At 70.5% G+C, this 26,550-nt stretch carries 25 protein-coding genes and 1 pseudogene; 12 read left to right on the top strand and 14 right to left on the bottom strand.

The window, feature by feature from the left end; all coding sequences use genetic code 11:
* Positions 1-53: 53 nt before the first annotated feature.
* Positions 54-533, bottom strand: a complete 480-nt coding sequence (locus ACWDSL_RS08770; protein ID WP_450483132.1) for a MarR family winged helix-turn-helix transcriptional regulator — start codon at positions 531-533, stop codon at positions 54-56.
* Between the two features lie 900 nt (positions 534-1,433).
* Here ACWDSL_RS08770 and ACWDSL_RS08765 point away from each other — a divergent pair.
* Entirely contained in the window at positions 1,434-2,159 is a 726-nt protein-coding gene (locus ACWDSL_RS08765; RefSeq protein WP_450483130.1) for a dienelactone hydrolase family protein, read from the top strand.
* Positions 2,160-2,221: 62 nt separating this feature from the next.
* Here ACWDSL_RS08765 and ACWDSL_RS08760 read toward each other — a convergent pair whose 3' ends face one another.
* The 4 genes from ACWDSL_RS08760 to ACWDSL_RS08745 all read right to left on the bottom strand — a co-directional run bounded on the left by ACWDSL_RS08760 (position 2,222) and on the right by ACWDSL_RS08745 (position 4,502).
* On the bottom strand, positions 2,222-2,773 hold the full coding sequence (locus tag ACWDSL_RS08760) for a hypothetical protein (RefSeq protein WP_450483128.1): 552 nt from the start codon (positions 2,771-2,773) through the stop codon (positions 2,222-2,224).
* Positions 2,774-2,810: 37 nt separating this feature from the next.
* Entirely contained in the window at positions 2,811-2,939 is a 129-nt protein-coding gene (locus tag ACWDSL_RS08755; protein WP_450483126.1) for a hypothetical protein, read from the bottom strand.
* 501 nt (positions 2,940-3,440) lie between these two features.
* On the bottom strand, positions 3,441-3,638 hold the full coding sequence (locus ACWDSL_RS08750; RefSeq protein WP_450483124.1) for a DUF397 domain-containing protein: 198 nt from the start codon (positions 3,636-3,638) through the stop codon (positions 3,441-3,443).
* A gap of 12 nt (positions 3,639-3,650) precedes the next feature.
* Positions 3,651-4,502, bottom strand: coding sequence for a helix-turn-helix domain-containing protein (locus tag ACWDSL_RS08745; protein ID WP_450483122.1), 852 nt, complete (start codon positions 4,500-4,502; stop codon positions 3,651-3,653).
* Positions 4,503-4,678: 176 nt separating this feature from the next.
* On the opposite strand from ACWDSL_RS08745, the gene ACWDSL_RS08740 reads away from it, so the two are divergent.
* Positions 4,679-5,140: an ATP-binding protein gene (locus tag ACWDSL_RS08740; protein WP_450483120.1), complete on the top strand. Its 462-nt coding sequence runs from the start codon at positions 4,679-4,681 to the stop codon at positions 5,138-5,140.
* A 257-nt stretch (positions 5,141-5,397) separates the two neighbouring features.
* Here the strand turns inward: ACWDSL_RS08740 and ACWDSL_RS08735 are convergent.
* The 3 genes and pseudogenes from ACWDSL_RS08735 to ACWDSL_RS08725 all read right to left on the bottom strand — a co-directional run.
* Positions 5,398-6,078 (bottom strand): annotated as a pseudogene (locus tag ACWDSL_RS08735) (pectate lyase family protein); the annotation flags it as partial.
* A 419-nt stretch (positions 6,079-6,497) separates the two neighbouring features.
* The gene (locus ACWDSL_RS08730) at positions 6,498-7,451 is read right to left on the bottom strand and encodes a glycoside hydrolase family 6 protein (RefSeq protein ID WP_450483118.1); all 954 of its coding nucleotides are present in this window, start codon (positions 7,449-7,451) and stop codon (positions 6,498-6,500) included.
* A 242-nt stretch (positions 7,452-7,693) separates the two neighbouring features.
* Positions 7,694-9,376, bottom strand: coding sequence for an MFS transporter (locus tag ACWDSL_RS08725; RefSeq protein ID WP_450483116.1), 1,683 nt, complete (start codon positions 9,374-9,376; stop codon positions 7,694-7,696).
* A gap of 110 nt (positions 9,377-9,486) precedes the next feature.
* On the opposite strand from ACWDSL_RS08725, the gene ACWDSL_RS08720 reads away from it, so the two are divergent.
* Positions 9,487-10,125: a TetR/AcrR family transcriptional regulator gene (locus ACWDSL_RS08720; protein ID WP_450483114.1), complete on the top strand. Its 639-nt coding sequence runs from the start codon at positions 9,487-9,489 to the stop codon at positions 10,123-10,125.
* A 294-nt stretch (positions 10,126-10,419) separates the two neighbouring features.
* Here the strand turns inward: ACWDSL_RS08720 and ACWDSL_RS08715 are convergent, their stop codons facing one another.
* Both ACWDSL_RS08715 and ACWDSL_RS08710 read right to left on the bottom strand, forming a co-directional pair.
* Positions 10,420-11,019 (bottom strand): hypothetical protein, encoded by a 600-nt coding sequence (locus ACWDSL_RS08715; protein WP_450483112.1) that lies wholly within the window; start codon positions 11,017-11,019, stop codon positions 10,420-10,422.
* A 112-nt stretch (positions 11,020-11,131) separates the two neighbouring features.
* On the bottom strand, positions 11,132-12,460 hold the full coding sequence (locus ACWDSL_RS08710; protein ID WP_450483110.1) for a PucR family transcriptional regulator: 1,329 nt from the start codon (positions 12,458-12,460) through the stop codon (positions 11,132-11,134).
* A gap of 167 nt (positions 12,461-12,627) precedes the next feature.
* On the opposite strand from ACWDSL_RS08710, the gene ACWDSL_RS08705 reads away from it, so the two are divergent.
* From ACWDSL_RS08705 to ACWDSL_RS08695, 3 genes are all read left to right on the top strand, one after another.
* A complete protein-coding gene (locus tag ACWDSL_RS08705; protein ID WP_450483108.1) occupies positions 12,628-13,554 on the top strand; it encodes a proline dehydrogenase family protein in 927 nt (308 codons plus the stop codon).
* Between the two features lie 72 nt (positions 13,555-13,626).
* Positions 13,627-15,258, top strand: coding sequence for an L-glutamate gamma-semialdehyde dehydrogenase (pruA, locus tag ACWDSL_RS08700; protein ID WP_450483106.1), 1,632 nt, complete (start codon positions 13,627-13,629; stop codon positions 15,256-15,258).
* A 460-nt stretch (positions 15,259-15,718) separates the two neighbouring features.
* Positions 15,719-15,841, top strand: a complete 123-nt coding sequence (locus ACWDSL_RS08695) for a hypothetical protein (RefSeq protein WP_319693819.1) — start codon at positions 15,719-15,721, stop codon at positions 15,839-15,841.
* 21 nt (positions 15,842-15,862) lie between these two features.
* Here the strand turns inward: ACWDSL_RS08695 and ACWDSL_RS08690 are convergent, their stop codons facing one another.
* Positions 15,863-17,506 (bottom strand): purple acid phosphatase family protein, encoded by a 1,644-nt coding sequence (locus ACWDSL_RS08690; protein ID WP_450483104.1) that lies wholly within the window; start codon positions 17,504-17,506, stop codon positions 15,863-15,865.
* 129 nt (positions 17,507-17,635) lie between these two features.
* Between ACWDSL_RS08690 and ACWDSL_RS08685 the strand changes: the two genes are divergently transcribed.
* The 6 genes from ACWDSL_RS08685 (at position 17,636) to ACWDSL_RS08660 (ending at position 24,864) form a co-directional block, all read left to right on the top strand.
* Positions 17,636-18,679, top strand: coding sequence for a 3-isopropylmalate dehydrogenase (locus ACWDSL_RS08685; protein WP_450483102.1), 1,044 nt, complete (start codon positions 17,636-17,638; stop codon positions 18,677-18,679).
* Positions 18,680-18,886: 207 nt separating this feature from the next.
* Complete coding sequence (locus tag ACWDSL_RS08680; RefSeq protein WP_450483100.1) at positions 18,887-19,972, top strand: branched-chain amino acid aminotransferase; 1,086 nt, start codon at positions 18,887-18,889, stop codon at positions 19,970-19,972.
* A gap of 393 nt (positions 19,973-20,365) precedes the next feature.
* On the top strand, positions 20,366-21,964 hold the full coding sequence (gene cimA, locus ACWDSL_RS08675) for a citramalate synthase (protein WP_450483098.1): 1,599 nt from the start codon (positions 20,366-20,368) through the stop codon (positions 21,962-21,964).
* A gap of 286 nt (positions 21,965-22,250) precedes the next feature.
* Positions 22,251-22,772: a hypothetical protein gene (locus tag ACWDSL_RS08670; protein WP_450483096.1), complete on the top strand. Its 522-nt coding sequence runs from the start codon at positions 22,251-22,253 to the stop codon at positions 22,770-22,772.
* Positions 22,773-22,988: 216 nt separating this feature from the next.
* Positions 22,989-24,572 (top strand): acyl-CoA carboxylase subunit beta, encoded by a 1,584-nt coding sequence (locus ACWDSL_RS08665; RefSeq protein ID WP_014176122.1) that lies wholly within the window; start codon positions 22,989-22,991, stop codon positions 24,570-24,572.
* A 37-nt stretch (positions 24,573-24,609) separates the two neighbouring features.
* Complete coding sequence (locus ACWDSL_RS08660) at positions 24,610-24,864, top strand: acyl-CoA carboxylase subunit epsilon (RefSeq protein WP_450483094.1); 255 nt, start codon at positions 24,610-24,612, stop codon at positions 24,862-24,864.
* 112 nt (positions 24,865-24,976) lie between these two features.
* Here the strand turns inward: ACWDSL_RS08660 and ACWDSL_RS08655 are convergent, their stop codons facing one another.
* The 3 genes from ACWDSL_RS08655 to ACWDSL_RS08645 all read right to left on the bottom strand — a co-directional run.
* Positions 24,977-25,555 (bottom strand): GTP-binding protein, encoded by a 579-nt coding sequence (locus tag ACWDSL_RS08655; RefSeq protein ID WP_450483092.1) that lies wholly within the window; start codon positions 25,553-25,555, stop codon positions 24,977-24,979.
* Positions 25,536-26,222 carry a DUF742 domain-containing protein gene (locus tag ACWDSL_RS08650; protein ID WP_450483090.1) on the bottom strand — a complete coding sequence of 229 codons (687 nt, stop codon included), beginning with the start codon at positions 26,220-26,222 and terminating at the stop codon, positions 25,536-25,538. Before ACWDSL_RS08650 ends, ACWDSL_RS08655 begins: the two co-directional genes overlap by 20 nt.
* A gap of 83 nt (positions 26,223-26,305) precedes the next feature.
* A partial coding sequence (locus ACWDSL_RS08645) for a roadblock/LC7 domain-containing protein (protein WP_450483088.1) occupies positions 26,306-26,550 on the bottom strand: 245 nt, incomplete at its 5' end.

Genomic DNA, 26,550 nt, shown 5'->3' with positions numbered 1-26,550 from the left:
AGATAGTTCTGTTGCAGACGATCTCTTTCGGTTCTTGTTGGTTCTGGTTCGCTCTACTGGCGCGCCCGCCGGGCCGGTCGGGGGCTCTCCGCCGGTGTGGCCAGATGCCCTTCGGTCAGCTGGTTCAAGGCCTGCAGCAGGGTGGACCGGTCGGATTCGGGGAGCGATGTCAGTGCCTCCCGGTGTACCCGGTCGACGATCTCCTGGCTCTGCCCGGCGATCTGGGCGCCCTCCTCGGTGACCGCGATGATCCGGGCCCGCCGGTCCCGACTGGAGGGGCGCCGCTCAGCGAGCCCGGCCGCCTCCAGGGCGTCCACGGTCACCACCATCGTGGTCTTGTCCATATCGCCGAGCTCGGCGAGCTGAGCCTGGGTGCGCTCCTCCTCCAGGGCGTGGACCAGTACGCAGTGCATGCGCGCCGTCAGCCCGATCTCGGCGAGCGCCGCCGACATCTGGGTCCGCAGGATGTGGCTCGTGTGATCGAGCAGGAACGACAGGTCCGGTTCGTTGCGCTTGGGTGCCATGGCGGTCATGGGTGCCAGGGTAACAATTCGATCCGTGGTGGATTATCCGGAAGGGGACTTTCTCGGTCTCCGCTGCGCTGAGCGGAGGGCTTCGCGACGGCTGCGCTTCGCCTGCGCCTGTGCGCCATCTCGCGGCATTCGGCTCACGCGGGCGCGGCTTTCGTCTCGGACCCTGCGGGTCCAAAGCGCCGGCAGCGGGAAGGAAGGGGGCGGCCGACCCGGTGTCCCGGCACCTCGGCCCGGCGGGCGGCTGAGCTTACGACTGGCTCCGCTGCGCTCCGCCGCAGCTGCTGCCGCGCAGTAGCCGGGCGGTCAGTCCAGCGGTGCGCCCGGCTTGGAGTGCGCGAGCGTGACGTACGGGCCAGCGATCGCTGGTCGGTATGGTCCGGACGCCGCGCTCGCGTATCGTCTCGCGCCTTCGGCGCACAGCGGCCAACAGCGGGAAAGGGGAGGGGCGCCGGAGGCATCGTCGCCGTCTTGCCCGAGTGGCTGTCCCCGGCTCGCGGGCGGTGGCGGTGGCGGATGGCGCCCGAAGCGGTGGGTGCCGGTCCGGTTCGGGCCCTCCACCCACCTGCTCCTAAAAAAGTACTTGCTCTACATCAAATACCGCATCAAGTGGTTTTCCGAGAGGGGGTGGAGGGAGAGCCCTTTGTGAGGGCGTGCGCCCTGTAGCGACCGAAGGCGCATCCGATGGCTGCTCGTCCGGCGCGGGGTATGCCCCCGGCGGAAGAACCGGCAGGTCCACCTCCAGCACCGTGGCCAGGGCAGGTGATCCGAAACCGCTGCCGCAGGAACGGGGTTTGTGGCGGATCATGAGCCATCGCCGCATTCCAGAGGAACACCCGCGCTGTTCTGCCAGCGGCAGAACAGCGGCCCGGCCGGACTCGACGATCACTACTGTCCAGTCGCATGACGACGATTACAACGCGCACGGTTGAGTACCCGGCCGACGGTTTGACGATGATCGGGCACCTCGCACTCCCGGCCGGAGTCGATCGCCGGCCCGCGGTGCTGCTCGGGCCAGAGGGCATGGGGCTCAGCGACGTCGAGCGCCGCCGGGCCGATGCTCTCGCCGAGCTGGGATACGTAGCGCTGGCCTTCGACCTTCACGGCGGGCGCTATTTGGGTGACCCCGAGGAGATGCTGGCCCGTTGCATGCCGCTGCTCGCCGACCCCGACCGGATGCGGGGCATCGGTCATGCGGCGCTCGACGTGTTGCGCGCCGAGCCGCGGACCGACCCCGACCGGATCGCCGCCGTCGGCTACGGCACCGGGGGCGCCGTCGGGCTGGAACTGGGGCGCGACGGCGTCAACCTGCGCGCGATCGGGACAGTCAACGCGCTGACCACGGGCCGACCAGGCGAGGCGGCGCGCATTCGCTGCCCGGTGTGGGCCGGGGTCGGGTCGGAAGATCCGATCATGCCGCCCGCGCAACGGGGCGCGTTCACCGCCGAGATGCAGGCCGCGGGCGTCGACTGGCGCCTCGTGGTCTACGGCGGCGCCTTGCACGCCTTCCACCACCCGCCGGTCGACCACCCCGTGGTCCCCGGCGTCGGCTACCACCCACGGCACGCGCAGCGAGCCTGGCACGACGTCGTCGACCTGCTCGCCGAGTGCCTGACCGTAACGGAGTGATCTGGTCGACAACCGCGATTCCGGGCCGCGGACCAGGCCCGTCGACCGCCACCGGCTCCGTCCTAGGTGCCCTTGCGCACGACCCGCATGAGCTGGTCGCCCCAGTCGAGGTCGACTCCGCGGACACCCAGCAGCTCGGACGCGCGGGCGCCGTTGCTGACCGCCAGCGCCAGGATCGCCCGGTCCCGGTTCGAGCGCAGGGCCCCGAACAGCTCGTTCCACCGCTCGTCCGGCATCTGCCGGGGCTTGCGCCGGGGCACCTTCGGGTTGTAGCGCAGCCGTCCCTCGCTCCGTCGGAAAGGCTCCAGCGGGTTGTGATGGGCATGCGGCCGGCGCCGGTCGGATCGCGCCAGCGGCACCGGGTTGACGAGCGGGCCGCCGCCCGACTCGATCCAGAAGTCGTAGAAGCTGCGCAGCACCGTGTTGCTGCGCCGAATCGTCCGCGGCTTGTAGCGGTCGTCCAGGTACGTCTTCTTCGTGATCGGATTCGTGGTGCCCGCGGTCGACGCGGAATGTGTACGCGCCGACCTGCGCGGCTTCGTCGCGGCCCTGAGCCACAGCACGAAGTCCCGCACCTCCGCCGAGGTCGCGCGGTTCCACTCGACATCGATCACCCGCAGCCACCGCCACCAACGCAGCAGGTCGTAGGCGTTAGCTGCGCACGCTGCCGGTCCGGTTGTCCCGGGCGATGAAGTCGATCAGGAACCTGCGGACCGGCTGCACGGCCTTCCCCTCCTCATCGAAGACCAGCCAGGGCACGACACCTGAGTCCGTAGCCACCCGCCCCCACTGCGGAAGCTGGATGGCGCGGACGTCACGGGATTGCCTTCCGTAGTCCGGTCAACGACTCGGTGACGACCCCCTGCGCAAGACGGCGACGATGCCTCCGGCGCCCCCTCCCCTTTCCCGCTGTTGGCCGCTGTGCGCCGAAGGCGCGAGACGATACGCGAGCGCGGCGTCCGGACCATACCGACCAGCGATCGCTGTCCCGTACGTCACGCTCGCGCACCCCAAGCCGGGCGCACCGCTGGACTGACCGCCCGGCCACCGCGCGGCAGCAGCTGCGGCGGAGCGCAGCGGAGCCTCTTTGAGCTCAGCCGCCCGCCGGGCCGAGGTGCCGGGACACCGGGTCGGCCGCCCCCTTCCTTCCCGCTGCCGGCGCTTTGGACCCGCAGGGTCCGAGACGAAAGCCCTGCCCGCGTGAGCCGAATGCCGCGAGATGGCGCACAGGCGCAGGCGGAGCGAAGCGCAGCCAGGGCCCCAGCCGGGCATCTGCGGGACTCAGGACGCGAGGTGGTCAAAGGCCCCGGCTTTCGCGGCGCGTATGAAGGTGCCGAGGCGGGCGGGGGTGGTGGTGAGGGTGACCTCCGGGGCTTCGCTCTCGCGGAGTCGTATGGTGCGGTCGGGGGCGACGGCGAGGTTGAGGCAGCTGTTCCCCTCGGCGCAGTAGGAGGACTTCTGCCAGGCCAGCGTGGACAACGTTCCTGCCTTTCAGAGGCTGCGTGCGATCTCGTGGATGAAGTCGCGTGACTTGTTGGGCTTGAGGGCTGCGGCTTCCATCCGGTCAAGAAGTGTTCGGTACTTGACCAATTGTGCTTCTGCGTCGAGCAGTACGGACCCATGGGATTGGTCGAGTTGCACGGTGTCGAGCTGCGGTACTGGCCCGCAGGCGTAGCAGACCGACTGTCCGGACCCGGGGAACGCGCCGGAGGCGAAGGGGATGACCACAACCGTGATGTGATCGCGCTCGCTCATGTCGAGAATGTGCTGCAGTTGCGCCCGCGTTGTCGCCGGGCCGCCGAACTGCATCCTGAGGGCGGCCTCGTGCAGGACAGCGGTGAAGGTGGGTGGCTCGTCGCGGTACAGGACGGCCTGCCGTTTGATCCGGTGTGAGAGCCGGTGTTCCACCTCCGGCGGCGGGAGAGCGGGTACGCCTTGTTGGAAGACCACTCGCGCGTGGTCGATAGTCTGCAACAGCCCAGGGATGTGCACGGTATGCCCGATACGCAAACCCGTGGCGTGGTGTTCCAGTTCGGCGAGGTCGAGCAGCCCCGTCGGGAGAATGCCCCGATACTCTTCCCACCAGCCGCGCCTGCGCTCACCAGTCATCCCTGCCAGCGCCTCAAGAAGCGGCTCGTCCGAGCAGTCGTAGTTACACGCGAGGGTGCGAACCATGGCTGCGCTCACGGGCGAGCGCCCTGCTTCGATGTTGCTGATCCGCGCTTGGTTGCCGCCCAGCAGTTCGCCTGCCTCGCGGGCGGTCATTCCGGCTCTCTCGCGGAGCTTGCGCAGCTCCGTTCCCAGGCGCTGTTGACGGGCTGTTGGTGCGGTTCTCTGCGCCATGGACTCTCTCTTCCCGATCGCGCTCAGTCTGTCGTCCTGCCGCCACAGGGTCCAGCGGAATAGTGAATTTTGCCGATCGAGTGGAAAGTGTGCAGCCGGAACCCCTACGGTGTGTCGCGTGTCACTCACGCTACGGCGTCAGACGCGCCGGAAGCACATGCCCACAGGAGATCCGCATGAGCGATGACGCCTGGCAGTACACCCTCGACATGCCGCACCAGCTCCGCGCCCCCCGCATCGCCCGCCACACCGTGCGGATGATCCTGGCGGAACACGGGCTTCACGAACTCATCGACACCGCAGAACTGCTGACGTCTGAGCTGGTCACCAATGCCATGCGCTACTCCGACGGCCCGGCGTCGGTCCGGGTCCTCTGGGCCGGGGGACGGCTGCGTATCAGCGTGTGCGACACGAACCCCAAGCTGCCAGTGCTGGACGGCGCGCAGGTCGCGGGGGACGACGAGGACCGTGGGCGGGGCCTGGCGCTCGTCCAGCTGTGTGCCGACGCCTGGGACGGCTACGCGATCGGCGAGGAACTGTTCGGGATCGGCGGGAAGTTGATCTGGTTCGAGATCGTCGGACCTGCCTCGCGGAGGACCGTATGCCTGACGGCCGCCGCCGACCGCAGTGGGCGGTAGCGGTAGACGTCGGCGGGGGACCAGCCGACGTCCGTGGTGAAGGTGCGGGTCGCCCACTCCGGGGGTTCGGTGCCCGACGACTGGGCCTCGTCCCGGGCCTTGGCCGCGGCGGTCTCGAAGGTGCGGCGGGCGAGGGCGGTCACATCGATTCGCCGACCCCGGTACCAGGAGCCCGTGTCCGTGAACTGGTGGCCGTGGAAGTTGGCCAGCACGATGTCCGGGGAGGCGCCGGGGCCGGTGTGGTCGAAGGCGTTGTACTCGGAGACGAGCTTCGATTCGAGGCCCACGCCGAGGAAGTACGAGCTGCCGCCGAGCCCAGGGCCGCGCATCGGGTAGTCGGGGTCGTCGGTCGAGCCGTGGAAGTAGTTGTTGTACGAGTGGACCTGGCCGAAGCGCACGCGCGGGGAGCGCTGGGCGGTGTCGGCGAAGAGGTTGTGGTGGAAGGTGATCCGCAGATGGCCGCGGTCGCGGTCGCCCTTGCCGTCGCCGGAGCCGATGAGGACGGCCTTCTCGTGGTCGGTGAAGCGGCTGTAGGAGACGGTGACGAAATCGGTGGCGTCCTCCATGTCGAGCAGTCCGTCATGGCGTTCGACGGGCTTGCCGTGGAAGCCGGTCGGGGCCTGGCCGTTGGGGTAGCGGCCGTCGCCGAAGGCGCAGTGGTCGATCCAGAGGTTGCGGCCGGTGACCACCGACATGGCGTCGAAGCGCGCGTTCCAGGCACCTTGGTCGCCGTCGCCGGGGTCCCAGCTGGGGAAGTGGTCGATGGGCGCCTCGAAGTTGAGGTTGCGGACGATGATGTTCTGACCGGTGTTGACCGTGAGGTCGACGCCGAGGAGCGCCGCGTCATCGCCGGCGCCGAGGATCGTGGTGTTGCTGGGGACGGTCAGCTGGATCTGCTGCTTCTGGGCGTTCGAGCCGGTGATCCGGAGCGTACGCATGCGCTTGCACCACTCGTAGCGGTCATCGCTCCAGGCGGTGCCGTCGGGGCCGAAGCAGTCCATGTAGCGGGTCAGGTCCCAGCCGGGGGCGTAGTCCTGGGCGTCGAGGAGGCGGCCGTCGTCGGTCTGGTTGCCGTGAATGGTCCCGCGGACGGTGATGACCTTGGGGGCTGTTGGGTCGCCGTGGTTGGCCAGGGCGGCCTTGAGCTCGGCCCGGGTGCGGACGACATACGTGCTGTCGGGCGCGGCGCCCGCGCCGCCCGTCGTGCCCGGACCCGCCGTGGCCCAGCCGGTGGCCGAGCTGGTGGGCCGGGCCTGGGGCGACGCGGGCCCCGTCGCGGCGGCGGCCCCGCCGGGTGCGGACAGGAGCCCGCACAGCAGTGCCGCCGCCACGGCGTACGAGGTGCGTGCGCGCACGGTTAGCCCGCCAGCTCGTACGCGTAGTCGGGCGAGAAGCTGCCCGCGGCGCCCGCGCAGCCGTCCAGTTCGCCCGGCAGCTTGATCCACAGATAGGCGTCGATGGCCGGGTCGCCGGTGTTCGCGGTCGGGTTCTCGCCCAGCTTGCGGCCGTGCGGGTCGCACCAGGCGTTGTCGGGGGCGGGGCCGTTGCCGTTGCGGCTGGTGTCGATGACCGCGGTCAGGCCCGAGCCGCCGAGCTGGCTGAGCACGCTCTTGGCGAAGGCGACCTCGTTGGCGGTGCGGTTGTAGTTGGAGACATTGCTGTAGATGCCGTCGCCGCTGGTCACCACGCCCGCCGAGCGCAGCCGTGAGGCCTGTACGGAGGCGCTGTTCCAGGTGGAGTGGCCGGCGTCGAAGTAGACCCGGGCCTTGGGGTTCGCGGCGTGGATGGCGCTCGCGGCCCGGGCGAGCGAGGCGTAGCGGCCGCTCAGCTCGCCGGCGGACAGGCAGCTGATGAGCGCGATCGAGTCCGGTTCGAGGATGACGATCGAGGACCCGCTGCCCAGCCCGGCGGCGAAGTTGCGCGCCCAGGTGTCGTAGGCGGCGAGGTCGGGGGCGCCGCCGGCGGAGGCGCCGCCGCAGTCGCGGTTGGGGATCATGTACGCGACGAGGACGGGGACCTGGTTCTTGCCGGCGGCCGCGGAGGTCACTCTGCGGACGTCCGCGGTGACGGTGGAGGGGGAGTAGCGGGCGAACCAGACGGCCTGCGGCTGGCTGCCTATGCGGGAGGCTATGCGTGGCTGACGCGAGTCGCCGGGGTTGGCGGCGACCCACTTGTTGACCTGGGATTCGGAGTCGGTGAAGAACGCGGTGTCGCCGGGCAGTTCACCCGCGACGGCTTGGGGCGCATGGCCCGCCCCCACCAGGAAAGCGGTGGCGAGCGCGGCGGTCACAAACGCTCGGGGGAGGCGCACGGTGCATCAGTCCTCTCGAGGGGATTAGGGGACTTTGGGGACTTCTGATACGTCAGATGACAGTGCGAAACGAGTAGCGTTCTGTTGCTTCTGGTTGCCGCCGAGCGGGTCGAAGGTTGCCGTCGGAGAGGCGAGAATTCGAGTCAAGTTCCAGAGATCTTCAGGTCGTTGGCGGCGCCCGGCATGACGAGACCCCGCCCGGGTCCCGGGCGGGGTCTCGTCGGCGAGAGCTGCGGGTACCGTCAGCGGCTCGCCACCGGCTCAGGCTGGACCTCGCCCGGTGCCTTCCCCGGCTCGGCACCGATCCCGTACGGTCCGTCGGTCGGCCCAGCGGTCGGCGCCACGTCCGACTCCGCGCCCGCGCCGGCCTCTTCCACCGCGGGGGCCTCGACCCGTACGTGGCGCAGGGCGACGGCCGCCGCGGCCGCGGCCGCGACCAGGACCAGCGCCCCGGCCACCGCGGCCACCTGCATACCGTGGGTGAACGCCTCGCGCGCCGCGCCCAGCATCTCGTCCCCGGCCCGTCCGCTCAGCCGGTCCGCCACCGCCGCCGCGCCGCCCAGCGTCTCGCGAGCCGCGTCCAGCGCCTCGGCCGGGAGGCCGGACGGCAGACCGGACGGCAGGTCGGCGGGCAGCTTGTCGCTCATGTCGTGGCGGTAGACGGCGTTGCCGACGACGCCGAGCAGCGCCATCCCGAGCGCCCCGCCGAACTCCTGGCCGGTCTCCAGCAGGGAGGAGGCGGAACCGGCCTTCTCCGCCGGGGCGGTGCCCATCGCCATGTCGGTGACCAGCGACATCACGGTGACGATGCCGGAGGCGAGGACGCCCGCCGCGATCAGCACCAGCCACAGCGAGTCGGTGCCGGCGAGGGTCAGCAGCCCGAACCCGGCGGCCGCGACGAGGAATCCGCCGCCGATGACGTACGCACGGTTCACCTTCTGCGCGATCGCGGCCGACGCGGGGCCGGCGGCGCCCACCATGACGGACGGGAGCAGGCTCCACAGTGCGGCCTCCAGCGGGCCCTTGCCGAGAACCGACTGCAGGTACTGGGTGGTGAAGAGGGCGGAGCCCATCATCGCGAACGAGGCCATGAGGTTGAGCCCGATCGAGGCGCCGAAGCCGCGGCGGCGGAAGAGCTCGGGGCTGATCATGGGGTGTGCGTGGGTGCGCTGACGGTGTACGAAGACGAGGCCGATCAGCAGCCCGGCCGCGATCCACAGCGCCCGCGGCCCGCTGAACCCGTGCGCCGCCGACTCCTTCAGGCCGTAGATCACCGGTAGCACCGCGCCCATGGACAGCGGAACGCCCAGCAGGTCGAACTTCCCCGGGGCCGGGTCCTTGAACTCGGGCACCAGGACCGGGACGAGGATCAGCAGCAGCGCCATCACCGGGGTGTTGACGAGGAAGACCGAGCCCCACCAGAAGTGGGACAGCATGACCCCGCTCAGTACCGAGCCGAGCGCCACCCCGCCGGCCATGGCACCGGACCAGATCCCGATCGCGGTGGCGCGCTGCTTCGGGTCCTGGAACAGATTGCGGCTGAGCGCCATGGTCGAGGGCATCAGGGTCGCCCCTCCGATGCCCAGCAGCGCGCGGGCCGCGATCAGCGTCTCGGCGCTGTTCGCGTACGCGGCGGCGACCGAGGCGGCGCCGAAGGCCGTGGCGCCCAGCATCAGCAGCTTCCGGCGCCCGATCCGGTCGCCGAGCGACCCCATCGTGATGAGCAGTCCGGCGAGGGCGAAGCCGTAGATGTCGAAGATCCACAGCTGCTGGGTGGAACTGGGACGCAGCTCCGCGCTGATCTCCGGGAGCGCGAAGTACAGCACCGATACGTCCATGGACACCAGGAGCAGCGGAAGCATCAGGACCGCGAAGGCGGTCCATTCCCTGCGGCCGGCACGGGAATTGGCGGGAGTCGAAGTCATGTCGAGGAATATACGAGCGTCTTAAACGCTTGTCTAGTACGACCGTGTAAGACGGGTGTGTGAGACGAGCGTCTTGGACGGTTGTACGGGTGTCGGGATAGGCTGACGCCATGGGACATCGCGAGGATCTGTTGGCGGGCGCCAAGCGCTGCCTGCTGGAAAAGGGCTGGTCGCGCACCACCGCGCGGGACATCGTGGCGGCCTCGGGCGCCAATCTGGCGTCCATCGGCTACCACTACGGCTCCAAGGACGCCCTGATGAGAGAGGCCCTGTTCGCGGCCATGGGCGAATGGGCGGATGACGTCGAGCGGTCCCTGAGGGAAGAGGCCCGGAGCCGCGAGGGCTCGGGTGCGGCAGCCGGTTCCGCCGTGGAGCGTTCCGAGGCCGGCCAGGCGGCGCGGTTCGAGGCGGGGTGGACCCGGATGCTCGAACTGTTCGGCAAGCACCAGGCGCTGTGGCGGGTGCAGTTGGAGGCGGTCATGCGGGTCGAGGGCGACCCGGAGCTGCGCGCGGCGTTCGGGCAGGCGCAGCCGGAGGGGCGGAAGGGGCTGGTGGCCCTCTTCCACGGGATCCCGGAGGACGAGGTCGATGAGGAGAGCGCCCGGGTCCTCGGCTCGTTCTATATGACCCTGGTGGGCGGGATGGCCGTCCAGATGGCCATCGACCCCGACGCCACACCCGTGGCCGGGGATCTGACCGAGGCGATGCGCCGCATCCTCACCGGGCCGACCCCCGCCCCGGCCGACTGACCCCGCGTCACCCTTGGGCCGCTCCGCGGGCTGCGGTGGTCGGCGCCGACGGGCGTCGTGGGGCGGGCGCCGGTCGGTGGTCCGGCCGACGCCGGCCGGTCAGCTGCTGCGGTGCATGGCCAGGTCCACCAGCGACCGCAGACCGTGGGCTGCCTGCGGAGCGAGGGTGACCTCGGCCGGCGGGTCCAGCGCCATGGACCGCTGCCGGGCCGCCTCCGCGAGGGCCCAGACGCGCCCGCCGGCCTGCTCAGCAACAGCTGCCCGCCGACAGCGGCCGACCCGGCGAACGGCGATTCAGAACTTGCCCATCTGCTCCTCGGTGCGGTGCCCCAACTGCTTGGAGAACTCCTCGAGGAAGGCGTCGTCGAGCGGCGGCCACCCCCAGAAGTCGAATGCGAGCCCCCCGAGAGCGAAGCCGGAGCCGAACCGCCACTCGGTGACCGGGACGGCCGCCGCGCACGCGGAGCAGGCCACGCTTCCTCCCTCGCCTGTCTCCTTCCAGGCGGCGATGGCTTCCCGGTACGGCCGCCAGACCTCGTCGTCCGCCTCGAACTTCTCCGGATAGTCGATGATCACGGTCGTGGCGGCGCAGCGCGGACAGCTCGCCGAGTCCGCCTCGTCCTGGCCCTGGCCCCCGACGTAGTAGTCCCGCCCGACCATGACCGCCACCGGGCCGGGCTGCCACGTCGTCTCCGCCGAACCCACCACGGCCCGGTCCCAGCGGGGGCCCGGCACAAATCCCTCATCGGCGGTCTGGCTGTACACCCCTTCGCCGGACGTCTCGCGCGTGATCACGCCTTCGGAGACCAGCCGGTCGACCATCCGCTCGGCGAGCGGCCCGGCCTCCCGCTCGTCCGCCTCCACGTCCACGATCCGCTGAAAGTAGTCGCCCATGGCCGCCCCCTGTCGCTCATCGTCGTCGGGTCCCCGATCGCCTTCCCGACCGGTGGTGCCCACTGTGCCACCCGCCACCGACAACGGGCCGCGCCCAGGGTGCGGGCGCCGCTCACAGCCGCGCGGACTTCAGCGCCATGTGCAGCAGCAGCCGGTCCTCGCCCGAGTCGAGGTCGAGTCCGGTCAGCTGCTCGACGCGGGAGAGCCGGTAGTAGAGCGTCTGCCGGTGGATGCCGAGCGCCTGGGCGGTGCGGCTCGCCTGCCCCGCGCAGTCCAGGAACGCCTCGGCGGTGCGGGCGAGTTCGGCGTGCGGGGGCTTCAGCAGGGCCTGTACGACGGGGTCGGGGCCGGTCTGCGCGGGCAGCTCGGTCAGCAGCCGGTACGGGCCGATGGCCGACCACTCCGCGACCGGCCCCAGCCGCGCGTCCGCCCGAGCGGCCCGCGCGGCGGCCAGCGCCTCGGACCAGGCGGCGGGCAGGTCGTCCAGGCCGCGGCGCGGTGCGCTGACGCCCGCGGATCCCCCGTCCCGTACGGTCCCGGGGCGCTCCGGAGCGCGGGCGGCGTCGGCCCGCGCGCTGACTGTGCCGCCCGGACCGGCCCCCGCGGAGCGCAGCAGCTGTTCGGCCGCGGTGCGGGCCGGGTCCAGGGCCGTCGAGGCGCGCAGCCGGACCAGCGCGGCCAGGCCCGCCGCCGGGGAGCGCCCGTCCGCCGGACCCGCCGCCGGGCCCGGTCCGGGTGGCACCGGGATTACGCAGACGGCGGCCACCCCGGGCGGGCTGGGCAGCCGGGTAGGGGGGTAGGCCTCGGCGTTCGCGGCGTCCCCTGGGGTCCACGGGGTCACCGCGACAAGCGCCAGCGGCCCGTCGGCCGCCCCGCGCAGCGCGGCGCGCAGGGCCGTACGCGCGGTGTCGCGGCCGCCCGGCGGCCCGGTCAGCAGCTCGCGCAGCTGCCCGCCCAGCTCCTCGTCGGCCTGCACCTCCGCCGCCAGCAGCGCCCCGATCCGGGCCGCCGTCTCCATCGCGCGGGCGAGCCGGGGGTCGGGCGGGCCGGACGGTCCGCCGAGCTCCAGGTCGGACAGATGGCCGTCGTCGAGCAGCCACACATAGCCGTGCACCACGCCCCGGTGGCGCACCGGCAGACAGATCCGGCCCATGAAGACCCCGGCTCCCGGGTCCGGCGGGATCCGCAGCGGGGCCTGGGCCCGGGCGATGCCGAAGCCCTCGAACCAGGCGCGCACCGCCGCCGTGGACCGGCGGCGCAGGATGGAGCGGGTCCGCACCGGGTCGAGCGCCAGCTCGTCGGCCTCGTCACCCTTGTCGGGGTCGCCCCCGCTGTCATGGGCGCCGAAGGCGATCAGCTCGAAGTCACGGTTCTCCAGCGTCGCGGGCGCGCCGAGCGCCGCCGAGATCTCGTCCACAAGCTGCTGATAGTCGTCGAGCACCGGCCCGCCTCCTTTCCAAGGCCTCCACGGCTCCCATTCTCATACATATGTCTGAGATCCCGGACACGGATGCGTGACAGCTGTCGATGGCCGGGGATGCGAGCGATCCTTAAATTTCACGGTGAGTCAACAAAGCCGTCCGACGGCCGTCATCGTGGAGGTGCCCCGTGCTGGGTCCCGTGCTGCTCGCTGCTTCCCGCAGTGCCGCCATCCGCCGTATCGTCTCGGCCGCCCCGGTGACCCGCCCGACGGTGGACCGGTTCGTCGCCGGCGAGCGCCTGGCCGAGGCGATCCCGGCCGTCCGCGCCCTGACCGAGCGCGGCCTGGAGGTCACGCTCGACCACTTGGGCGAGGACATCACCGACCCGGCCGAGGCGCTGCGCAACCGGGACGCCTATCTCGCCCTGACCGAGGCGCTGGCCGCCGGGGGCCTGGCCGGGCGGGCGGAGATGTCGGTGAAGCTGTCGGCCTTCGGGCAGGCGCTGCCCGGCGGCCACGATCTGGCCCTGGCCCATGTGACCCCGGTGGTGGAGGCGGCGGACGCGGCGGGCACCACCGTCACCCTGGACATGGAGGACCACACCACCGTGGACTCCACCCTCGCGATCCTGGCCGAGCTGCGCCGGCGGTTCCCGAGGACCGGCGCGGTCCTCCAGTCGTATCTCTTCCGCACCGAGGACGACTGCCGGGCGCTGGCCGGGGAAGGCTCGCGGGTGCGGCTGGTGAAGGGCGCGTACAAGGAGCCGGTGAGCGTCGCGTACCAGGACAAGCGCGAGGTCGATCTGGCCTATGTGCGCTGCTTGAAGATCCTCATGGCGGGCGAGGGCTACCCGATGATCGGCTCCCACGACCCCCGGATGGTCGCCATCGCCCAGGAGCTGGCGCGCCGCTTCGGCCGCAAGCTCGACGAGTACGAGTTCCAGATGCTGTACGGGATCCGCCCGGCCGAGCAGGAGCGGCTTGCCGCCGAGGGGCACCGTATGCGGGTTTATGTCCCGTATGGAACAGACTGGTACGGGTACTTCATGCGGCGCCTCGCGGAGCGCCCCGCGAACCTGGCGTTCTTCCTGCGCTCGCTGGTCGGCCGCGGCTGACCAGCGGCAACCTCCCCCACCCCCTCGCGTACACGACGATCGACCCCGACGCTCGAAGGAGACAAGGCCACTATGGACGCCGTGACCCAGGTCCCCGTGCCGGTGAACGAGCCGGTGCACACCTACGCCCCCGGCACCCCCGAGCGCGCACGCCTCGAGACCAAGCTCAAGGAGCTCGCCCAGAACCCCGTCGACCTGCCGATGACCATCGGCGGCGAGAAGCGGATGGGCGGGGGGACGCGCTTCGACGTGGTGCAGCCGCATAACCACGCGGCGTGCCTGGGCACCTACGCCAACGCCACCCAGGCCGATGCGCGGGACGCGATCGACGCCGCCCTGGCCGCCGCCCCGGCATGGCGCGCGCTCAGCTTCGACGACCGGGCCGCGATCATCCTCAAGGCCGCCGATCTGCTCTCCGGCCCGTGGCGCGAGACGCTGGCCGCCTCGACCATGCTCGGCCAGTCCAAGACCGTGCAGCAGGCGGAGATCGACACCCCCTGTGAGCTGGTCGACTTCTGGCGCTTCAATGTCCACTTCGCCCGCCAGATCCTGGCCGAGCAGCCGATGACGAACTCCCCTGGGGTCTGGAACCGCAGCGACCACCGGCCGCTTGAGGGGTTCGTCTACGCGATCACGCCCTTCAACTTCACCGCCATCGCGGGCAACCTCCCGACCGCCCCGGCCCTGATGGGCAATGTGGTGGTCTGGAAGCCGTCCCCGACGCAGACCCACGCCGCCGTGCTGCTGATGGCGCTGCTGGAGGAGGCGGGGCTGCCCAAGGGCGTGATCAACCTGGTCACGGGCGACGGCAAGGACGTCTCCGAGGTGGCCCTGGCCCACCCGGACCTCGCGGGCATCCACTTCACCGGTTCGACCCGCACCTTCCAGTACCTGTGGAAGACGGTCGGCGCCAACATCGAGACGTACAAGACCTACCCGCGGCTGGTCGGCGAGACCGGCGGCAAGGACTTCATCGTCGCCCACCCGTCGGCCGACCCCAAGGTGCTGAAGACGGCGATGACCCGCGGCGCCTTCGAATACCAGGGCCAGAAGTGCTCCGCCGCCTCGCGCGCCTATGTCCCGCGCTCGCTGTGGGAGAGCGGCTTCAAGGAGGAGTTCGCCGCCGAGGTGGAGGGCCTGGCGATGGGCGATGTGACGGACCTGTCGCACTTCATCGGCGCCGTCATCGACGAGCGCGCCTTCGCCAAGTCCAAGGCGGCCATCGACCGGGCGAAGTCCGATCCGACCATCGAGATCGTGGCCGGCGGCACGTACGACGACAGCGAGGGCTACTTCGTCCGCCCGACGGTCCTCGTCTCCACCGACGCGGACAACGAGATCTTCAAGGACGAGTACTTCGGCCCGATCCTCGGGGTGTTCGTGTACGAGGACGCCGAGTACGACGCGATGCTGCAGCAGATGGAGTCGGCGTCGCCGTACGGCCTCACCGGCTGCGTCATCGCCCAGGACCGCGCCGCGGCCGCCGCCACCTGCGAGGCGCTGCGCTTCGCGGCCGGCAACTTCTACATCAACGACAAGCCGACCGGGGCCGTCGTCGGCCAGCAGCCGTTCGGCGGCGGGCGGGCCTCCGGCACCAACGACAAGGCGGGCGCCAAGCAGAACCTGATGCGCTGGACCTCCACCCGCTCCATCAAGGAGACCCTGGTCCCGCCGACCGACTACCGGTATCCGCATATGGGCTGAGACCCCCAGACGGCCCCCTACGGCCGCCGTATGTGCCAAGGCACGTACGGCGGCCGTTGCCGTATGCGGGGCGCGTGTGGCAAGCCGAAAAGTCGTGGACGGCGGAGGCGCGGCGGTGCTAGCGTCTGACAGCCAAGTAGCCGTTATTCACGGCAGTTTACGAAGCTAACCAACGAGTAAGCACCTTCTGAACGGCGCGAATACTGGTTGGTCGGGGCCGAACGGGGGTTGGCCTCGACCAGCCCATGCGCGTTTCTGCGTCTCAGATAGTAGGACGTCCGAGTAATTGTGCGGACAGTCCGGCTCCGAGGCCTTATTTTTGTGGAAGCCGAACGTCTCGCTCGATCGAGCGACGGCGGCCGCGGCCGGTGCGCATGCGCAGGTGACCCCTGCCGCACTTGAGGCCCCCGCCCCTCCGGCATCTTCCGCAGCACCTCTCGGGACACAGGGAGACGCGATCATGGCTGAGACGGTTGTCCGCAGGACCCGCCGCAAGACCGACAACACCGACCGCAAGAACGCCGCCGCCGCGCTGCAGCGCGCCCTCGACCGCCGCGACAACGGCGGCGCGACGGGCCACTGACACCAGCAAAAGAGGCGCCGGTCAGCTCCCGGGCGTGCGCACCACCTCGAAGTAATCCACGCGCTCGCCCGATTCGGCCAGCGTCGTGACCGTCAGCTTCGGGCTCGGGCCCGGCCGCACCTCCACCGCGAGGAACGAGAAGCCGGTGTAGCGCACCCTCGACCACTCCACCGTGTCCTTGTTCTTCGATCCGTCCTTCGCCCAGTGGAAGGTCTTCACCTCGTCGAGGTCCTTCACATGGCCCTCGTAGCTGTCGGGCACCGGGAACTCGTACAGATGCGCCCCGGCCCCGCCCGCCGTCGCGTAGACGATGCCGTCGCGCACCGCGTCGGCGCTGCCGCCGACCGGCACCCGCTTGGCGACCCGGCCGCCCCGGATGGCGTCGGTGCGCTCGTAGACGTGGTTGTGGCCGTTGATGACCAGGTCCACCTGGTGCTTCTCGAACAGCGGCACCCAGGCGTCGCGCACCCCGCCGTCCGAGGCGTGGGCGCTGGTGGTCGAGAAGGCGCAGTGGTGGAAGAAGACCACGACGAAGTCGATGCCGGGCTGGGCGCGCAGCTGTCCGAGGCGCCGGTCCAGCCAGCGCGTCTGCTCCCCGCCGGTGTATCCGGTGTTGGCGGTGATCTCGTAGCTGACGTCGTTGGCATCCAGCGCGACGACCGCCACATTGGCGTAGGTGAAGGAGTAGACGCCGGGCGCCTTGCGCGGATCGGGGCCGTTGCCGGGGAGGGACCAGCGGGCCAGCTGGCCACCGTAGCCGTCGGGGGAGTACCAGGCCTCCATGTCGTGGTTGCCGGTGGTCACCATCCACGGCACGCTCGCCGCGACCGAGGCGGTCTGGGCGAGGAAGGAGTCCCACACCCGGGCGTCGAAGACGTCCGTCTTCTGGCCGTGGCCGGTGGTGTCGGCGTAGCACAGATCCCCGGCGTGCAGATGGAAGGCGGGGTGCTGGCCGAGCAGCAACTGGTCGTTGGCGAGCGCGTCATAGCTGACGCCCTGGTCGCCGAAGGCCGTGAAGACGAAGGACTCGGCCTTTTGGGGCGCCGTACGGAACGTGCCAAGGGCGGCGAAGTGGCGCGGGTCGGCCGGGTCGAAGCCGTCGTGGCCGACGCCGTAGTAATAGGTGACGCCGGGGGTCAGCCCGTCGAGTGCGGCGTGCAGGTAGTACTGGTCGACGGCCGGGAGCTTGTCGCTGAGCGCGGGCGTGTGCAGATGGCGGACCTCGGCCTCGATCTTCCGGCTCAGCTCCCAGGGCTTGAGGCCGATCCGCACATACGGCGCCTTGACGGCGAAGGAGACCTGCCAGGAGATCCGCATCTGGGTGCTGGGGTCGGCGCCGAAGGCGAGATGGCGGCCGAAGGGCGCGACCAGCGCGCCGTCCACCTTCCGCGAGGCCGGAGCGGTGAGCAGCGTCGGCGACGGCCCGGTGAACAGCGCCGGGGACGGGCTCGCCGCCACGGCGCTCGCCGAACCGGTGAGCAGGCCGGCCCCCGCCACCGTCCCCACCCCCGCGGCGCCGCCGCGCAGCACCCCGCGCCGGGAGAGCTTCGTCCGCAGATACTCGTGCTGCTCGGCCATGGTCATCCGGTGCGCCAGGCGCTCGGGAATGCCGACTCGTGGGACATCGGAGGAGCCGCGGGGCGTGCCCCGGGAGAAGTCAGCCATGTGCCGGAATCTGCCCCCAGAAGGCGACTTCACGCGGTACTCCGGGTGAACGTGAGCCATCCGGATGAGCGTCCGTCCATATGTCGGACGGCGAATGTCATTCAGTGGGACGAGGGGTAGGGTCCCGGTATGTCTCGCAGCATTCGTCTCGCAGTGATCCCCGGTGACGGTATCGGCCAGGAAGTCGTGCCGCAGGGTCTCAAGGTCCTCTCGGCCGTCCTTCCGCAGGACGTGAAGCTCGAGACCCAGGAATACGACCTCGGCGCCCGGCGCTGGCACGCGACCGGCGAGACCCTGCCGGACGCGGAGCTGGAGGCGCTGAAGAACCACGACGCGATCCTGCTCGGCGCCATCGGCGACCCGTCCGTGCCCTCGGGCGTGCTGGAGCGCGGGCTGCTGCTCAAGCTGCGCTTCGTCTTCGACCACTACGTCAACCTGCGTCCGTCGAAGCTGTTCCCGAACACCGCCACCCCGCTGGCCGGCCGCCCCGACATCGACTTCGTCGTCGTCCGCGAGGGCACCGAGGGCCCGTACACGGGCAACGGCGGATCGCTGCGCACCGGCACCCCGGCCGAGGTGGCCACCGAGGTCAGCGTGAACACCGCGTACGGCGTCGAGCGCGTGGTGCGCGACGCGTACGCCCGGGCCGCCGCCCGGCCGCGCAAGAAGCTCACCCTCGTGCACAAGACCAACGTCCTGGCGTACGCGGGCCACCTGTGGAAGAACATCTTCGACCGGGTCGGCGCGGAGTTCCCCGAGGTCACCACCGACTATCTGCATGTCGACGCCGCGACGATCTTCTTCGTCACCCAGCCCGAGCGGTTCGACGTCATCGTCACCGACAACCTCTTCGGTGACATCCTCACGGACCTGGCCGCCGCCGTCACCGGTGGCATCGGGCTCGCCGCGAGCGGCAACATCAACCCCTCCGGCACCTTCCCGTCGATGTTCGAGCCGGTCCACGGCTCCGCGCCGGACATCGCGGGCACCGGCAAGGCCGACCCGACCGCGACCGTGCTGTCGGTGGCCCTGCTGCTTCGGCACCTGGGATACGAGGCCGAGGCGGCCCGTGTCGAGACCGCCGTCGCCCAGGACCTCGCGGAGCGCAGCGGCGACACGCCGCGCACCACCGACGAGATCGGCGACGCGCTCGCGGCGCGAGTATCCGGCTGACCCCAGCCTGTGCCGACGCGCGGCTGGGTGCGACCATCGACCTGGGCCGCGTAAGCGCACGCACGCATCTCTACCCCGGCCCCACTCCGAGCGATAATCGGACGTGGGGCCGTCGTATGAGAGGAAGCTCGGACGTCCTAGTACCCCTCGGGGGCCGGGACGGCGCGGGCGCGGTCCGCTACAACCAACGGTGAAGGACTACCACTCATGACGACGCCCACGATCGAGCTCAAGCCCTCCTCCCATCCCCTCTCCGACGAGGAGCGGGAGCGGATCCTGGCCAACCCCGGCTTCGGCCGCCACTTCACCGACCACATGGTGACCATCAAGTGGACCGAGGGCCGCGGTTGGCACGACGCCCAGCTCGTGCCGTACGCGCCCCTCTCGCTCGACCCGGCGAACATGACCCTCCACTACGCCCAGACGATCTTCGAAGGGCTCAAGGCGTACCGGCAGCCCGACGGCGGCGTGGCCACCTTCCGCCCCGAGGCGAACGCCGAGCGCTTCCGCGCCTCCGCGCGCCGCATGGGCATGCCGGAGCTGCCGGTCGAGACCTTCATCGCGGCCTGCGACGCGCTGGTCACCCAGGACAAGGCGTGGGTGCCGGGCAGCGGTGAGGAGTCCCTTTATCTGCGGCCCTTCATGTTCGCGACCGAGGTCGGCCTCGGCGTGCGGCCCGCGAACGAATACCTCTTCATCATCATCGCCTCCCCGGCCGGCGCCTACTTCCCCGGCGGGGTCAAGCCGGTCTCCGTGTGGCTCTCCGAGGAGTATGTGCGCGCCGCCCCGGGTGGCACCGGCGCCGCCAAGACGGGCGGCAACTACGCCGCTTCGCTGGTCGCCCAGGCGCAGGCCGCCGAGCAGGGCTGTGACCAGGTGGTCTGGCTGGACGCGATCGAGCGCCGCTGGATCGAGGAGATGGGCGGCATGAACCTGTACTTCGTGTACGGGGACCGCATCGTGACCCCCGAGCTGTCCGGTTCGCTGCTGCCGGGCATCACCCGCGCCTCGCTGCTGCGGATCGCCGCCGACCTGGGCCATGAGGTCTCCGAGGGCCGTATCAGCGTCGACGACTGGCGCGAGGGGAACGCGGACGGCAGCCTCACCGAGGTCTTCGCGTGCGGCACCGCCGCCGTGATCACCCCCGTCGGCTCGGTGAAGTCCGCCCGGGCCGACTGGACCGTGGCGGACGGGCAGCCGGGCGAGGTGACGATGAAGCTGCGCAAGGCGCTGCTCGACATCCAGACGGGCGCCGCCACGGACACCCACGGCTGGATGCACCGCCTGGGCTGACGGCCGGCCGGACGGACGGACCGACGGCCGGACGGGGTCGATCCGACCGGTGCCAGCCGCCCCTCCGAACGTGACTGCGATATCGATCCGCGCGGCGGTTCGCATCCTGAGACGGATGGGAGCGCGGAGGCGGGATGTGCTTGACTGCCTCCGTGTTCTCGTTCGCCATGATTATTGGCAGCAGGCGCGCCGGTCCGCAGTGACCGCCCCGTACGACCCGAGTACGGCGCGGCCACCGTGCCCCAGACCCGCGCGCAGACCTCTCGCACCCGCGAGGGGTCTTTTCGTTTTCCGGACCACCACCCGCCGGACGCGGAGCGCGAGGGATCATAGGAGGGCGCGGAACCGGTTATTCCGGTAGACCGAGATCGATCCCACAGGAGCCAGACCACCATGAAGGACCTACCCGACGACAGCTTCCACGTCTTCGACACCACGCTGCGCGACGGCGCGCAGCGCGAGGGCATCAACCTCACCGTCGCGGACAAGCTGACCATTGCCCGTCACCTCGACGACTTCGGCGTGGGCTTCATCGAGGGCGGCTGGCCCGGCGCCAACCCGCGCGACACGGAGTTCTTCGCCCGGGCCCGCGCCGAGATCGACTTCACCCACGCCCAGCTGGTCGCGTTCGGCGCCACCCGCAAGGCGGGCGTACAGGCATCGGCCGACCCCCAGGTCCAGGCGCTTCTCGACTCCGGCGCCCCGGTGATCACGCTGGTGGCCAAGTCCCACGACCGCCATGTGGAACTCGCCCTGCGCACCACGCTGGAAGAGAACCTGGAGATGGTCCGGGACACCGTCTCCCATCTGCGCGCCCAGGGCCGCCGGGTCTTCGTCGACTGCGAGCACTTCTTCGACGGCTACCGCGCCAACCCCGGCTACGCAAAGCAGGTCGTCAGCGCCGCCCACGAGGCGGGCGCCGATGTCGTCGTGCTGTGCGACACCAACGGCGGCATGCTCCCGGCCCAGATCGACGCGGTGGTGCGCACCGTCCTCGCCGACACCGGGGCCCGGCTTGGCATCCACGCCCAGGACGACACCGGCTGCGCCGTCGCCAACACCCTGGCCGCCGTGGACGCGGGCGCCACCCATGTCCAGTGCACCGCCAACGGCTACGGCGAGCGGGTCGGCAACGCCAACCTCTTCCCGGTGGCCGCCGCCCTGGAGCTCAAGTACGGCCGTAAGGTCCTGCCGGGCGGCGCGCTCGCCGAGATGACCCGCATCTCGCACGCCATCGCCGAGGTGGTCAACCTCACCCCCTCGACCCACCAGCCCTACGTCGGCCTCTCGGCCTTCGCGCACAAGGCCGGGCTGCACGCCTCCGCGATCAAGGTGGACCCCGACCTCTACCAGCACATCGACCCCGAGCTGGTCGGCAACACCATGCGCATGCTGGTGTCCGACATGGCGGGCCGGGCCTCGATCGAGCTCAAGGGGAAGGAACTGGGCGTCGACCTCGGCGGCGACCGGGAGCTGGTCGGCCGCGTCGTCGAGCGGGTCAAGGAGCGCGAGCTCGCGGGCTACACCTACGAGGCCGCCGACGCGTCCTTCGAGCTGCTGCTGCGCGAGGAGATCGAGGGGCGGCCCCGCCGCTACTTCCAGGTCGAGTCCTGGCGGGCCATCGTCGAGGACCGCCCCGACGGCACCCACGCCAACGAGGCCACGGTCAAGCTCTGGGCCAAGGGCGAGCGCATCGTCTCCACGGCGGAGGGCAACGGCCCGGTCAACGCCCTGGACCGGGCGCTGCGGCTGGGCCTTGAGCGGATCTACCCGCCGCTGGCCACGATGGAGCTGGTGGACTACAAGGTGCGCATCCTGGAGGGCAAGCACGGTACGGAGTCCACGACGCGGGTGCTGGTCTCGACGGCGGACGGCAAGGGCGAGTGGTCGACGGTGGGCGTCGGGGAGAATGTGATCGCGGCCTCGTGGCAGGCGCTGGACGACGCGTACGTCTACGGGCTGCTGCGGGCCGGCGTGGAGCCGCAGGAGTAGGCCGGGACGCTCAGGGCTGTGGGCGCGGTTGGTGGCCACGGCCCCGGCGGAGCCTAGGGGGGTGTAGCTCCGCCGGGGCCGGCCTGTCGAAGTTCCGTTGAATCTTCAACGTCGCTTAGCCTAACTCCAATCCCCGCGTACACAAAATCTCCGGATAATCGCCCCAAGGGTTCACCAAATAAGGTGGCCGACGCGCGTAGAAGTTCGCCATCATCCTGCTGTCACCCCCCACCTGCACCGCCGCACGGTTCCCAGCACGGTCCCACGGTCCACAGCAGGAGGTCCCATGAAGCTCCGCTCCGTCGGCAGCGCCGCGGTCACGGCCCTCGTCCTCGTCCTCGGTGTGCTCTTCGCCCCCGGAGTCGGGGTGATCAGCAGCGCCGGTGAGGCGTTCGCGGTCACCAAGATCAGCCACTCCCAGGCCACCTCGATGTTCCGGACCAGCGGCGTCACCTGGTCCTCCTCCGGCGGCTGCGCCGACCGGAACAACGCCACCTGCACCTCGTTCGAACAGCTCAACCTGGCCACCGCACAGGGCGCCCAGACCCTCAAGAGCGCCAGCGGCTGCGCCCTGAACATCACTGGCGGCACCGAGACCGGGCACGCCGGCGGCACCTACAGTCACTGGAACGGCTACAAGCTCGACTACGGCCTCAACAGTTGCGTCAGCAACTACATCACCGGCCACTTCGCCTACATCGGCCTTCGCAGTGACGGCGCCAAGCAGTACAAGGCCAACTCCGGCAACATCTACGCCCTCGAGGGCAACCACTGGGACGTCGTCTACTACAACTGCGGCGGCTGCTGACCCCGGCCGGGCGCGCCCATACGGGTGGTCATGTCCGCCGGTCATGGGCGCGCCACGTCGGGGTTTGTGGGGTGCCGACAGCGCCGTTCGCCGGGTGGCCCATGCGGTGGCAGGAAATCCGCTGTCCAGTTCTGTTCTGCCTACCCACCAAAACGCGCCCGACGTTGTATGGAATTGACATGCGTCCCGGAGGGTCCGGGAACGTACCGTCATTGCATGACCAATCTCGAAGGTGCGCCCGCTGAGGCGAGCGACGTCCGCGGGCGTGTCGCCGAGCTGCACGCGATCCGCGAGCAGGCTCGGCGCGGGCCGAGCGAGCGGGCGACCGAGGCCCAGAAGGCCAAGGGGAAGCTGACGGCCCGCGAACGGATCGATCTGCTCCTGGACGAGGGGTCCTTCAACGAGGTCGAGCCGCTGCGGCGGCACCGCGCGAGCGGGTTCGGGCTCGAGGCGAAGCGGCCCTACACCGATGGTGTCGTCACCGGCTGGGGGACCGTACACGGGCGGACCGTGTTCGTGTACGCACACGACTTCCGGATCTTCGGCGGGGCGCTCGGGGAAGCCCACGCCACGAAGATCCACAAGATCATGGACATGGCCATCTCGGCCGGGGCGCCGCTGGTGTCGCTCAACGACGGTGCCGGCGCCCGTATCCAGGAGGGCGTCTCGGCGCTCGCCGGCTACGGCGGCATCTTCCAGCGCAACACCAAGGCGTCCGGCGTCATCCCGCAGATCAGCGTGATGCTCGGCCCGTGCGCGGGCGGGGCCGCCTACTCCCCGGCGCTCACCGACTTCGTCTTCATGGTCCGCGAGACCTCGCAGATGTTCATCACAGGACCGGACGTGGTCCAGGCGGTTACCGGCGAGAAGGTCACCCAGAACGGACTGGGCGGCGCGGATGTGCACGCCGAGACCTCGGGCGTGTGCCACTTCGCGTACGACGACGAGGAGAGCTGCCTGGAGGAGGTGCGCTACCTCCTGTCGCTGCTCCCGCAGAACAACCGCGAGAACCCGCCGACCGTCGAGTCCGACGACCCGGCCGAGCGGCGCGGCGAGGCGCTGCTCGACCTCGTCCCGGCCGACGGCAACCGCCCGTACGACATGCGCAAGGTCATCGAGGAGATCGTCGACGACGGCGACTACCTGGAGGTCCACGAGCGCTGGGCGACCAACATCATCTGCGCCCTGAGCCGGTTGGACGGCCAGGTGGTGGGCATCATCGCCAACCAGCCGCAGTCGCTGGCCGGGGTGCTGGACATCGAGGCGTCGGAGAAGTCCGCCCGCTTCATCCAGATGTGCGACGCCTTCAACATCCCCCTGATCACGCTGCTGGACGTGCCCGGCTTCCTGCCCGGCGTGGACCAGGAGCACGGCGGGATCATCCGGCACGGCGCCAAGATGCTGTACGCGTACTGCAACGCCACCGTGCCGCGGATCTCGGTCATCCTGCGCAAGGCGTACGGCGGCGCCTACATCGTCATGGACTCCCAGTCCATCGGCGCCGACCTGACCTACGCCTGGCCGACGAACGAGATCGCGGTGATGGGCGCCGAGGGCGCGGCCAACGTGATCTTCCGCCGGCAGATCGCCGGGGCCGACGACCCCGAGGCCATGCGCGCCCGCATGGTCAAGGAGTACAAGTCCGAGCTGATGCACCCGTACTACGCCGCCGAGCGCGGCCTGGTCGACGACGTCATCGACCCCGTGGAGACCCGCGAGGTCCTGATCCGGTCCCTGGCGATGCTGCGCAACAAGCACGCCGACCTGCCGTCCCGCAAGCACGGCAACCCGCCGCAGTAACGCGAGCATTGACGCGAGTATTGGAGACGAAGCCATCGTGAGCACCGCACAGGACACCGCCGACACCCCCGCCGATACCGCGGCCGCCGTCGGCGCCGCCACTCTCGTCCGCGTCGAGAAGGGCCACGCCGACGCCGAGGAGCTCGCCGCGGTCACCGCGGTCCTCCTCGCCCGCGCGGCCGCCAACGCAGGCCACCGCCGCCCCTCGGGGCGCACCGGCCGCAGCGCGGCGGGCTGGCGCCGGCTGGAGCGCCAGCGGGGCTTCCGCGCTCCGCACAGCTGGCAGGGCTGAGACTGCGTAGCCGAAACCGGAAACGCCTGCCTGAAACGCACAAATCCCCCGCTCTCCCGGAGAGCGGGGGATTTGTGCGTTCGGCGGCGGGCGCCGCCGACGCTGTCCGTCGCTATCGCAAACGCGCCATCAGGGCGTGCTCGACGAGCGTGATGAGCGCGCTCTTTGCCTCGCTGCGGTGGCGGGCGTCGGTGATGATGATGGGCGCGTCCGGGCCGATCTGCAGCGCCTCGCGGACTTCTTCGGGAGTGTAGGGCTGGTGTCCGTCGAAGCCGTTGAGGGCGATGACGAAGGGCAGTCCGGAGTTCTCGAAGTAGTCGACCGCGGGGAAGCAGTCGGAGAGACGGCGGGTGTCGACGAGGACGACGGCGCCGATGGCGCCGCGGACCAGGTCGTCCCACATGAACCAGAACCGGTCCTGTCCTGGCGTGCCGAACAGATACAGGATCAGGTCCTGGTCGAGCGTGATGCGGCCGAAGTCCATGGCCACCGTGGTGGTGGTCTTGTCCGGCGCGTGGGTGAGATCGTCGATCCCGGCGGAGGCGGAGGTCATCACGGCTTCGGTGCGCAGCGGGTTGATCTCCGAGACCGCGCCGACGAACGTGGTCTTGCCCACGCCGAAGCCGCCCGCCACCACGATTTTCGCGGAGGTGGTGGAGCGGGCTGCACCGCTAGAGCTTGCGAAGTCCACTGAGCACCCTTTCGAGCAATGTCACGTCAGGCTGGCCGCCGGCGGACTCGTCGCCGCCGGGCTGATGAATGGCGACGAGCCCGGCCTCGGCCAGGTCGGCTACGAGGATCCGGGAGACGCCGAGGGGAATGGTCAGGAGTGCGGAGATCTCGGCGACCGACTTGATCTCACGGCACAGGTGGCAGATCCGCTGGTGCTCGGGCAGCTGGCCCTGGAGCTGAGCGGGGTCCGCCGTGGTGGACACCAGCGCCTCGATGGCGAGCTGGTAGCGAGGCCGGGTCCGGCCTCCGGTCATGGCGTACGGCCGCACCAGCGGGTTGTGGCCGGTGGCCAGGGAGGACGGCTCCGGGGTGTGCCGCACGGGTGGCGGCGCGGGCCGGCTGGGGGGCGGCTGATGCGACGGCGGCTCGGACGACAGCCCTGCCGGCCCGCCCTGTGGCGCGTAGGAGGGCGCGTACGGCTGCTGGAGGGGCTGCGTTTGCAGGGGCGGGGTCGGGGCCTCATGAGGCTGCTGAACGGGCTCCTGAGGCGCCGCAGGGGGCTGCTGGGCCGAGCGGACCTGGCGGCTTGGCGTGGAGGGGAAGTTGAAGCGCTTCAACGGGGCATCTCCGTGCGGCTCGGCCTGCTGCCCATGGCCGTACGGGTATCCACTGGGGGGCGTTGCCACGTTTCCTCCTCCAACTCGCCTGTCTGCCGGTCGCGCCACCGCACCCTAACGGCGCGGTGGCGCGAAACGCATCTTTGTGTTTGCTAGTTGAGAAGACTGCCTTGCAGTTCGGCGCGCAGGTCCGGGGTGAGGACGCGGCCCGTGCGGTCGACGAGCAGGGCCATCTCGTAGCCGACGAGGCCGATGTCGCACTCGGGGTGGGCGAGTACGGCGAGGGAGGAGCCGTCGGAGATGGACATGATGAACAGGAAGCCTCGTTCCATCTCGACGACGGTCTGGTTGACCGCGCCGCCTTCGAAGATGCGGGAGGCTCCGGCGGTGAGCGAGG

It is taken from the genome of Streptomyces sp. NPDC000941, from assembly GCF_053599555.1.
The sequence above is the reverse complement of the archived record's forward strand: the minus strand, read 5'-3'. Positions and strand labels throughout refer to the sequence as shown.

Excerpts from the sequence above, each read along its gene's own strand:
- ACWDSL_RS08695 (WP_319693819.1), top strand. The coding sequence starts at position 15,719 with ATGGCTGAGACGGTTGTCCGCAGGACCCGCCGCAAGACCGACAACACC.
- ACWDSL_RS08680 (WP_450483100.1), top strand. The coding sequence starts at position 18,887 with ATGACGACGCCCACGATCGAGCTCAAGCCCTCCTCCCATCCCCTCTCC.
- pruA (WP_450483106.1), top strand. The coding sequence starts at position 13,627 with ATGGACGCCGTGACCCAGGTCCCCGTGCCGGTGAACGAGCCGGTGCAC.
- ACWDSL_RS08685 (WP_450483102.1), top strand. The coding sequence starts at position 17,636 with ATGTCTCGCAGCATTCGTCTCGCAGTGATCCCCGGTGACGGTATCGGC.
- ACWDSL_RS08770 (WP_450483132.1), bottom strand. The coding sequence starts at position 533 with ATGACCGCCATGGCACCCAAGCGCAACGAACCGGACCTGTCGTTCCTG.
- ACWDSL_RS08670 (WP_450483096.1), top strand. The coding sequence starts at position 22,251 with ATGAAGCTCCGCTCCGTCGGCAGCGCCGCGGTCACGGCCCTCGTCCTC.
- cimA (WP_450483098.1), top strand. The coding sequence starts at position 20,366 with ATGAAGGACCTACCCGACGACAGCTTCCACGTCTTCGACACCACGCTG.
- ACWDSL_RS08690 (WP_450483104.1), bottom strand. The coding sequence starts at position 17,506 with ATGGCTGACTTCTCCCGGGGCACGCCCCGCGGCTCCTCCGATGTCCCA.
- ACWDSL_RS08715 (WP_450483112.1), bottom strand. The coding sequence starts at position 11,019 with ATGGGCGACTACTTTCAGCGGATCGTGGACGTGGAGGCGGACGAGCGG.
- ACWDSL_RS08725 (WP_450483116.1), bottom strand. The coding sequence starts at position 9,376 with ATGACTTCGACTCCCGCCAATTCCCGTGCCGGCCGCAGGGAATGGACC.
- ACWDSL_RS08745 (WP_450483122.1), bottom strand. The coding sequence starts at position 4,502 with ATGGCGCAGAGAACCGCACCAACAGCCCGTCAACAGCGCCTGGGAACG.
- ACWDSL_RS08765 (WP_450483130.1), top strand. The coding sequence starts at position 1,434 with ATGACGACGATTACAACGCGCACGGTTGAGTACCCGGCCGACGGTTTG.
- ACWDSL_RS08740 (WP_450483120.1), top strand. The coding sequence starts at position 4,679 with ATGAGCGATGACGCCTGGCAGTACACCCTCGACATGCCGCACCAGCTC.
- ACWDSL_RS08665 (WP_014176122.1), top strand. The coding sequence starts at position 22,989 with ATGACCAATCTCGAAGGTGCGCCCGCTGAGGCGAGCGACGTCCGCGGG.
- ACWDSL_RS08720 (WP_450483114.1), top strand. The coding sequence starts at position 9,487 with ATGGGACATCGCGAGGATCTGTTGGCGGGCGCCAAGCGCTGCCTGCTG.